Annotated in this window: 9 protein-coding genes; 3 read left to right on the top strand and 6 right to left on the bottom strand. The window is 70.9% G+C overall.

The genetic code is table 11. The features are described from left to right. The coding region (locus ACWEBX_RS22920) for a sigma factor (protein WP_451886681.1) at nucleotides 1–414 on the bottom strand (414 nt) is incomplete at its 3' end. A gap of 70 nt (nucleotides 415–484) precedes the next feature. Then, nucleotides 485–958 (bottom strand): carboxymuconolactone decarboxylase family protein, encoded by a 474-nt coding sequence (locus ACWEBX_RS22915; protein WP_451886680.1) that lies wholly within the window; start codon nucleotides 956–958, stop codon nucleotides 485–487. Between the two features lie 169 nt (nucleotides 959–1,127). Here ACWEBX_RS22915 and ACWEBX_RS22910 point away from each other — a divergent pair, with 169 nt between their 5' ends. After that, a complete protein-coding gene (locus ACWEBX_RS22910; protein ID WP_451886679.1) occupies nucleotides 1,128–2,762 on the top strand; it encodes a M48 family metalloprotease in 1,635 nt (544 codons plus the stop codon). Nucleotides 2,763–3,120: 358 nt separating this feature from the next. Then, nucleotides 3,121–3,576: a hypothetical protein gene (locus tag ACWEBX_RS22905; protein WP_451886678.1), complete on the top strand. Its 456-nt coding sequence runs from the start codon at nucleotides 3,121–3,123 to the stop codon at nucleotides 3,574–3,576. Between the two features lie 51 nt (nucleotides 3,577–3,627). On the opposite strand, the gene ACWEBX_RS22900 is transcribed toward ACWEBX_RS22905, so the two are convergent. The 4 genes from ACWEBX_RS22900 to ACWEBX_RS22885 all read right to left on the bottom strand — a co-directional run bounded on the left by ACWEBX_RS22900 (nucleotide 3,628) and on the right by ACWEBX_RS22885 (nucleotide 6,862). Further along, entirely contained in the window at nucleotides 3,628–4,164 is a 537-nt protein-coding gene (locus ACWEBX_RS22900) for a 2'-5' RNA ligase family protein (RefSeq protein WP_451886677.1), read from the bottom strand. Nucleotides 4,165–4,301: 137 nt separating this feature from the next. Continuing rightward, the gene (locus ACWEBX_RS22895; protein ID WP_451886676.1) at nucleotides 4,302–4,907 is read right to left on the bottom strand and encodes a hypothetical protein; all 606 of its coding nucleotides are present in this window, start codon (nucleotides 4,905–4,907) and stop codon (nucleotides 4,302–4,304) included. Nucleotides 4,908–5,208: 301 nt separating this feature from the next. Beyond that, nucleotides 5,209–6,174: an NAD(P)H-dependent flavin oxidoreductase gene (locus tag ACWEBX_RS22890; protein WP_451886675.1), complete on the bottom strand. Its 966-nt coding sequence runs from the start codon at nucleotides 6,172–6,174 to the stop codon at nucleotides 5,209–5,211. Nucleotides 6,175–6,208: 34 nt separating this feature from the next. Further along, entirely contained in the window at nucleotides 6,209–6,862 is a 654-nt protein-coding gene (locus ACWEBX_RS22885) for a TOPRIM nucleotidyl transferase/hydrolase domain-containing protein (RefSeq protein ID WP_451886674.1), read from the bottom strand. Between the two features lie 162 nt (nucleotides 6,863–7,024). Here ACWEBX_RS22885 and ACWEBX_RS22880 point away from each other — a divergent pair, with 162 nt between their 5' ends. Beyond that, nucleotides 7,025–8,245: a PP2C family protein-serine/threonine phosphatase gene (locus ACWEBX_RS22880; RefSeq protein WP_451886673.1), complete on the top strand. Its 1,221-nt coding sequence runs from the start codon at nucleotides 7,025–7,027 to the stop codon at nucleotides 8,243–8,245. Nucleotides 8,246–8,285 lie beyond the last annotated feature (40 nt).

The raw sequence follows: 8,285 nt of genomic DNA, 5'->3' as shown, positions 1-8,285 counted from the left end.
CCACCAGACGCACGCTGACACCGTGGGCGCGATCAACGTTCTACGGGCCGGGCTGGTCCGTCGCGAAGCCCAACCGGCATAGCGAGAAGCCCCCTCGTCACGAGGGGGAGGAGTCACCGACACGGAGTCGGCCAGTTCCGCCGAGCGCTCCGGATCACTCAGCAGCGGCTCGGGCAGCCACGGTCCCGCGTACTGTTCCCGCCGGACGCGCGCCGAGCGCAGTACGTCGATCGACACCCGCGTGACCGTGGCCGACAGAAAGGCCTTCGCCGAGGTCGGCAGGGTAGTGGAGCGGTCGAAACGGAGCCAGGTCTCCTGCACCGCGTCCTCGGCCTCGCTCACGCTGCCCAGGATCCGGTAGGCGATCGAGAACAGCAGCGCTCGCAGCTCCTCGAACTCCTCGGCCTTGTTCACGCCGGTTCCCCTTTCGCTCGCTCCTGCCCTGCCACGGTCGCCGATCTCGCTCCATCGCGTTCCATTTCGCTCAGTGGAACTGTTCCGGCTCGTAGTCGCCGGCCGGCCGCCGGGCGATGATGTTCAGCCGGTTTGCCGTGTTCATGAAGGAGACCAGCATGACCAGGGCCGTGAGCTGTTCCTCGTCGAAGTGCTTGACGGCGCGTGCCCACACCTCGTCACCGACCCCTTGGGCGGCGTCGGCGACCCGGGTGCCTTCCTCCGCCAGCTCCAGTGCGGCGCGTTCGGCCTCCGTGAAGACGGTGGCCTCCCGCCAGGCCGCGACCAGGTTCAGCCGTACCGAGGTCTCACCGGCTGCCGCGGCCTCCTTGGTGTGCATGTCGACGCAGACCGCGCATCCGTTGATCTGGCTCACCCGCAGCGACACCAGCTCCTGCGTCGCGGCCGGCAACGCCGAGTCCTTCAGCGCCTTCCCGGCCGACATCAGGTGCTTGAGGGCCTTGCCTGCGGTCGGGTCGGCGAAGTAGTTCAGTCGCGCTTCCATCGTGGACTCCTCGTGTTCGGCAGTGGCTGCAACCCCGAGACGAGACAGCCCGCCCATCTGTGACACGAACGGACGCGGCCCACCCCCCGAAGGCGTTTTTCGGCCACTGGGTAAGATCCGCGAGCCAAGTCGGCCCGTTCGGGCCGCCGAGTTCTGTGGGGGGACTCCGATGACGTTCCGTCTGCGTGCCCTGCGCGCCGTTCTGCTGCTGGCCGGCTTCTTTCTGATGGGCATCGGGCTGCTGACGGCCATGGCCGTGCTGGACTGGCTTCTGGTGACACAGATGCTCACCGCGCAGGCGGCCCGGTTCGAGGGCGCGATCATCGCCGTCACCGTACTGCTGGCGCTGGTGATCCTCAGGGGCATGTTCACCTTTCTGCGGGCCGGGCGCCTCGGACCGGTGGACAACGCCGTCGCCGTCCGCCCGGGTGACCAGCCCGAGCTGTGGGAAGAGGTCCGGGCCGCCGCCGAGGTGGCCAGGGAACGGCCGCCGGACGAGCTGTACCTGGTGAACGAGGCGAACGCGGGGGTGGCCGAACAGAGCCGTCTGCTCGGCCTGTTGCCCGGACGACGCCGAATTTTCCTGGGCCTGCCTCTGCTCGCCGGCCTGACGGTGCCTCGGCTGCGCGCCGTCCTCGCCCACGAGTTCGGGCACTACGGCCATCGCGACGGCCGCGTCGGCGCTCTCGCCATGCGTGGCCGGAAGTCGGTGCTTCACACGGTCGAGATGTTCCAGGAGGGCAGCACCTCGCTCCACCGGGCCATCGGCGGACTGTACGTCGCGTACGCCCACATGTTCCTGCGCACCTCGCAGTCCGCCGCCCGGGACCAGGAGTTCGCCGCCGACCGGACGGCCGCCGAACACGCGGGCCGCGACGCGACAACGGCAACCCTGCGGGCGCTGCCGGTGATTTCCGCCGCCCACGACCACTACATGAAGGCGTACGCGGGGATGGGCGACCCGATGGGAGCCCTGGCTCCGGTGGGTGAGGTGTGCGGAGGATTCCGCCGGCTTGTCGCCGCCCGGCCCGGCGACCGGCTCGCCGTGCTCACCGCCGGGACACGTCCTCCGCGGCCGCACCGCTACGACTCGCACCCTCCGGACTCCGAACGAATCGCCCGGATCGAGGAGTTGGCCACGGACGGTCGCACCGACGGCGCGGACGCTCCGGTCGCCCTCACCCTCTTGCGCGACGCGGAGCTGGTGTTCGCGGCGCTGGAAGCGCGCCTGCTGCCTGAAGGGGCTGCCCAGTTGACCCGTATGAGCTGGGAAGACCTGGTCATGGCCCGCGCTGTCGTCGACGCGGAAGGCTGGTCCCGGCCGCTGCGCGTCGCCGTGAACAGGGCGCTGCGCTCCTCGGAGGAGCCGAGGGCGCCGCAGGCATCCGCCCAGGTGGCGGACGGGGAAGCGCTCGTCCGCCAGGGCGGCCCGACCGCTCAGCCGAACGAAGCCGATCTGCCCGGCCTCGACGAGGTGCTGGACGCGTTCGACCGCGGACTGTTGTGGATGGACATCGCCGACCGCATGCCCAAGCCTCCCCAGGCGGCCCGGCTGACCGGACCGTCGGCCCGGAACTTCATCAGGCCCGAGATCTTCGACGGGCTCGCCGGAATGGTCCATCAGCACCTCGTCCGAAACGGACACGCGGTTCCCGACACAGGCTGGTCGGGACAGCCCGGACTGACCCTGCCGGAACAGTGGGAGAAGGGACTTGACGACGCCCTTGACGCAGCCGTGGCCGACACACCGGACACAACACCGCTGCGCTCCCTGCTGGCCGGCAGCGAAAGGGTGTCCGCGTAACCCCCAATTCGGCCCACCCCGAGCAGGTTCCGGCTGACAGGGTTGATGCGGACTTACAGGAGGAGGATGCGGACAACTCGTGCCCTGAGGCGAATTGAGTACGGATACTCACGACGGCCGGCGGAGCTGCTCGTAGCCTGGGCTCGATCTTGGGCGGGGACGCAGAGTACGGGAGGCATGTGTGGTCAAGGGTGCGTTAGACGCGAGCGGACGGCGGCCCCTGCGGGGTGGAAGGAGTGCCCTGGCGGCGGCTCTGGTCGTCCTGGCGGCCGTGTCACTCGGGGCATGCGGAACGGAGCGGGTCACGTCGGGCGCATCCGGCGGGACCACCGCCCGCCCGAGCACGGAAGCCACTCCGATGCCCTCGGCGGCGTCTCCCTACGTGGAACCGGGAGCCAACGACGGAGCCCCGCACTACCGGGAGAACAACGGTTCCCGGATGTCGGGCGAGATGTCGGCGGCGAGCGCCGTGGACGCCCAGCGGGAGGCCGCGCGCATCGAGCCCGTGCTCAAGCGCCTGTGGCAGCACGGGACTTGGGACCCCAAGTCGGTCCGCGCAGCGATGCTCAAGCTCGACTACCAGGAGCAACGCTTCGATTCCAACGGGAACTTGCTCGGCGGGTCACTGCTGGTCAAGCCGATGGACCCCCGTTTCGAGAACGGCAGGGAGGTCACGCACGAGGGTGCGCAGGTGGGCCTGCGCGTCCATGATGACGCCTGTGTCACGGCATTTGTAAAGAAGACCAACTACCAGGTGTCCGCCAACGGCCCCTACCCGGAATCGGGTTGCTTCGAGCCCCCGTTCGCACACTGAGCGCGCCGCGCCCTCCGCGTTCTCTCGGGGCCGAACTCCCCTTTCCCCGGATCACCCCAGCGTGAACGACGCCCGCTGCCGCCATCGCGATCCGTCATGGACCATGAGATCGACCGACGCCACGCGGGTGATGACGGGGAGCCGGTCTTGAAGGTCGGCCTCGGCCTCGTCCAGTTCGGTGCCGTCCTGGCCCTGGGCGATGGTCAGATGCGGCACGATCTCGGCGAACCGGCCGCCGAACGACGGGGTTTCGGGCCACCGAGCCACGACGGCCTCGGTGAGCGCGCGGAACGACGCGGCCGGCTCCGGGGCGAGATACAGAATCCCCGGGAACCGCCCGCACTGCCCGAACCGCGCCTCGAACGGCTTGTGACGCCCGAAGACGTCAGCGATGGCGGCCAAGGTGTCGTCGTCGATGCGGCTCTCGGGGAGGAAGGGGAAGAGCACGGTGACATGGGCCGGCATGCCCGAATGGACGGACGGATCCAGCCGGTCCCGCCACGCTCGAACAGCGGGCTCCGCCTCGGGAACCGTCACCACCAGTCCGGAACCGGCAATTGGATGGGCGCTGGAGTCGTTGCCTGTCATCGCCCCTGTCTATCCGCGGGCGACGAGGATGCGCGACCGATTTTCAAGGTTCACGTTCGGCACAGTCAGCCAGTCAGCCAGTCAGCCAGTCAGCCAGTCAGCCAGTCAGCCAGCCACAGCCATTGCCATCGCCGTCGTCACGACCGCAAGCCCGCCTGCCTGAGTGTCAGCATGGACAGGTCCGCGATGACCCGCTGGTCGCCGCGTCGCCAGGCATCGGCCAGCCCGCCCGGTGGAGTGGGGATCGCGGTGAGGGCGCGCTGGGGTCCGGTCAGGGCGCGCAGGGCGAGCAGGTCCGCGCCTCCGGGAGCGTCCAGGAGACGGCGGGTGGTGGCACTGCGCCGGATCCAGCGCACGCGCGGCGGAAGCCACAGCACCAGGACGAAGGCCACCGAGAGCACGATCAGGGCGATCGCGGCCAGCAGGGCCACGCGGCCCACCAGGTCCTCCAGCGACTGCCCGGCGTCGGAGAGGCCGGTGGCCGCGTCGGCGGCGGACCGGAGCGGCTTCTTCAGGGTGTCTCCGACGAGCGGCACCTTCGAAGCCGCGTCGCCGGCGTCGTCGAGACCGTTGGAGAGGCTGTCGCCGGCGCTCTGGGCCTCTCGCCCCGGCTCGGCCAGCAGCATGATCGCGTGGTGGACCACCAGGGCGAATTTCACCGCGGCCGCGATCAGTGCCACGGCGATCAGGTCGGCGATCACCTGACGGGTCCGGCGCGCTGGGGTCTGGGCGTAGAGGCGCATGGGCGTGCTCCTGTTCCGGCGATGGGGGAGCGAGCGGGGGGCGAGCGGTGGCACTGTGCCGGGGATCGACGGGGGCAGAGGTCAACGGAGGGCAGGGGGCGACAGGGTCAGGGGGTGACGGGGGTCAGAGGACGACGGGGGTCGGAGAGGCTGGCCCGAACGGTTTTCCGCGGCAATGGTGACATTCCGTCAGTACGACTTCCCGTCTTTCGTGAAGTCGTGCATGGCGTGGTGCGTGGGGGAGGGAGGAGGGGCCCCGGCGGCGGCGGTGGCGGACACTCTGGCCGAAGCGTCGTCTCGGTCAGGTGACGCGTCCGGCTCGGGTCAGGGCCTGCCCGGCATCGGACGCGAGGGTGGCGACAAGCTCGGCCGCGGGCGGCAGGTCGGTGACGAGGTCGACGCCCTCGCCCGCCCAGACTGGCAGCGCGGGAACGTCCCCGCTTGCCACATCGGCCTGATAGGCCAGGCGTGCCGCTCCGGGGTCGGCCGCGATCTCCGCCTCCCGGTCCCGCCAGTGGTCGAGGTACGGGTGACCCAGGGTGCGGGCCGTGTACTTCGACGGCCATCGGGAGTTCCGCGCGATGTCCAGGATGCGGTTTCTCTCCGTGTCCTGACCGCGTCCGTCGAGGAGTGCCTTGGCGGTCGAGGGATCGACGAGGGCCTCGGCCGTGGCCTGGAAGCGGGTGCCGATGACCGCCCCGGCGGCGCCCAGAGCCAGGACGGCCGCGACCCCCCGGCCGTCCGCGATCCCGCCGGCCGCCAGCACCGGTACACCCTGGGCCAGGTCCACGACGACCGGTACGAAGGGAAGCGTGGACCGCCCGTGCCGGCCGCCGTGCCCGCCGCTCTCCGTACCCTGCGCCACGACGACGTCGGCCCCGAGGTCCAATGCCCGTCTGGCTTCGTCGAGATCGGTGACCTGGACGATCACGGCCGCGCCGGCCTCACGGACCCGTTCGGTGTACGGGCCGGGATCGCCGAAGGAGAACATCACGGCCGCGGGACCGTACTCCAGCGTCTGCTCGATCGCCCCCGGGCCGGCCGCCCAGGTCTGGAATCCGACACCCCACGGTCTCCCGGCCCCCGCGACGATCGGCAGCTCACGCGCCAGCCAGTCCGGATCACCCCCTCCGGCGCCCAGCAGACCGAGCCCGCCCCCACGGGAGACGGCCGCCGCCAGGTCACCGCCGGCCGAACCACCCATGGGAGCAAGAGCGATGGGATGCTCGACACCGAACAACGTCGTGAACGCGGTCGACAAGGCCATGACGGCCATCATCCCCATGCGCCGTCCGGAACAGTCACACGTCGGCGAGCAAGTCGTCGAGCGGGGCGGGTACGCGGTCGGGGGTGAGTGCCTCGACGAGGACGCGGCCGTAGTGGATCTTGCGGCCCTTCTTCGTGCCGAGGAAGCGCCTCAACCGCTGGTGTGGGGAGCGGTCGTGCTGGGCGGGCTGGCGGACGAAGGTCCGCAGGGCCCGTAGATCGCCCTCCGCCTGGATCAACTCCTCGACCCGGGGCACGCCCAGCGCGCGGATCAGTTCGTCCTCCAGATCGGCCGCGCAGACGAAGAACGCGCGTCGCCGTGACCCGTCGCCTTCCATGGCGTTCGGTTCCCGTTCCAGGGGGTTCTGTTCCAGGGCCCGGGCGTAGTAGCCCCGTTCCGCCTCGTCGCACAGCCCGGTGAGCCGCAGGCCCAGGCCCGCTGGGCCGAGGACACGGGCGAAGCGGCCCACGCTCATGGCGCCGTTCATCGCCAGGACGCAGACTCCTTCGGCCTCCAGGTCCCGACCGCGGCTCTCGGCGAGTGCCTCGACCGCCGCGAGATCGCTCGGCCCTTCGAGCAGGACGACCGTCTTCACGGACAGCTCGGCGGCCAGCTCGTGCGCCAGGTCACCGGGGCCGCCGGCCGCCCAGGCGGTGACTGTCTCCCGGAACGCCCCCATGTCGGTCATGCGCCGAGTCTGAGCCCCTCCCGCCCGGCAGGGCAACGAATTTCCGGCGGCGGTGTGCCGACCGTGAAGTCCTCCTCACGTACGTTCGTGCGAGCGTGAGTATGCTCGCGGAGTTGTCCGTCATGAAGCGGCGGAGTGGTGGCGGGTGTGGGGGTTCATTCAATGATGACGTCGCAGCCCAGGGCTGCCGGCGTGGCTTCGCCCGAGCTGGAGCGCGCCGCGGCCTGGGGGACGGAAGAGCCGTCGGTGCTGCTGATCGAGGACGACCCGGGCGACGCGCTGCTCGTGGAGGAGATGGTCGCCGACAGCGCGCTCGGCATGCGCCTGCGCTGGGTGCGCTCCATGGCCGAGGCCTGCGACGTGCTCGCGTCCGAGGTCCCCGACTGCGTGCTGCTCGACCTGCACCTCCCGGACGCGCAGGGCCTGGAAGCGGTGTCGAGGGTGCGCGAGCGCGCCGAACACGTCGCCGTCGTGGTCCTCACCGGACTCGCCGAGGAAGGGACCGGTCTGGCGGCGGTGGCCGCCGGCGCACAGGACTACCTGGTCAAGGGCCGGGTCGAGCCCGAACTGTTCGGACGCGCGGTGCGCTACGCGATGCAGCGCAAGCAGGCCGAGCGGGACGCCGTGGCGTTGCAGGCGAGCCGGATGCAGGCCCAGGAGAACGCCCGTCTGGAACGCGGACTGCTGCCCCGCCCGCTGCTGCGCGGGGACGGCGTCGAGGTCGTGACCCGCTACCGCCCCGGCCGCGCGCACGCGCTGCTGGGCGGCGACTTCTACGACATCGTGCAGAGCGCCGACGGCACCGTGCACGCCCTGATCGGCGACGTCTCCGGGCACGGTCCGGACGAGGCCGCCCTCGGGGTCGCCCTGCGCATAGCCTGGCGCACCCTGGTGCTCAGCGGTGTGACCGGCGCCGACCAGGTGGGCCGGCTCGAGGAGATCCTCCTGGCCGAGCGGGCCAAGAGCGGGGTCTTCGCCACCCTGGTCATCCTCAGTGTCAGCCCCGGCCGTCGAAGTGTCCGGATGATGCGCGCGGGTCATCACGGCGTCCTGCTGTGCGGGACCGGCGGGGTCGAGTGGGTGGAGGTCCCGGGCGGCCCGGCGCTCGGCATCATCCCGGGCGGGGCACGCTGGCCCGTGGAGGAAGTGGCGCTCCCGGAGGGCGCGGCGATGGTGCTGTTCACCGACGGTCTCTTCGAGGGGCGCGTCGGCCGCGGCACGGAGCGGCTGGGCGAGAAGGGGCTGCTGGCGATGGCCCGTGAGCTGGCCGGTCTGCCCCCGGCCGCGTTCGTCGACGGGCTCATCGACCGGGCCGAGGCACTGGCCGAGACGCAGGGCGGTCTGGCCGACGACGTCGCCGTGCTCTATCTGCGCTGGGGCTGACGCGGGTGAACGGCGAGCGTGAGAACGGCGAGCATGAGAA

It is taken from the genome of Streptomyces sp. NPDC005070 (genome assembly GCF_053600395.1).
This window is presented reverse-complemented; position numbering and strand designations above follow the sequence as displayed.

Bases quoted from the DNA above. Each gene is read 5' to 3' on its own strand.
- ACWEBX_RS22915 (WP_451886680.1), bottom strand. From the start codon at position 958: ATGGAAGCGCGACTGAACTACTTCGCCGACCCGACCGCAGGCAAGGCC.
- ACWEBX_RS22910 (WP_451886679.1), top strand. From the start codon at position 1,128: ATGACGTTCCGTCTGCGTGCCCTGCGCGCCGTTCTGCTGCTGGCCGGC.
- ACWEBX_RS22905 (WP_451886678.1), top strand. From the start codon at position 3,121: ATGCCCTCGGCGGCGTCTCCCTACGTGGAACCGGGAGCCAACGACGGA.
- ACWEBX_RS22900 (WP_451886677.1), bottom strand. From the start codon at position 4,164: ATGACAGGCAACGACTCCAGCGCCCATCCAATTGCCGGTTCCGGACTG.
- ACWEBX_RS22895 (WP_451886676.1), bottom strand. From the start codon at position 4,907: ATGCGCCTCTACGCCCAGACCCCAGCGCGCCGGACCCGTCAGGTGATC.
- ACWEBX_RS22890 (WP_451886675.1), bottom strand. From the start codon at position 6,174: ATGGCCTTGTCGACCGCGTTCACGACGTTGTTCGGTGTCGAGCATCCC.
- ACWEBX_RS22885 (WP_451886674.1), bottom strand. From the start codon at position 6,862: ATGACCGACATGGGGGCGTTCCGGGAGACAGTCACCGCCTGGGCGGCC.
- ACWEBX_RS22880 (WP_451886673.1), top strand. From the start codon at position 7,025: ATGATGACGTCGCAGCCCAGGGCTGCCGGCGTGGCTTCGCCCGAGCTG.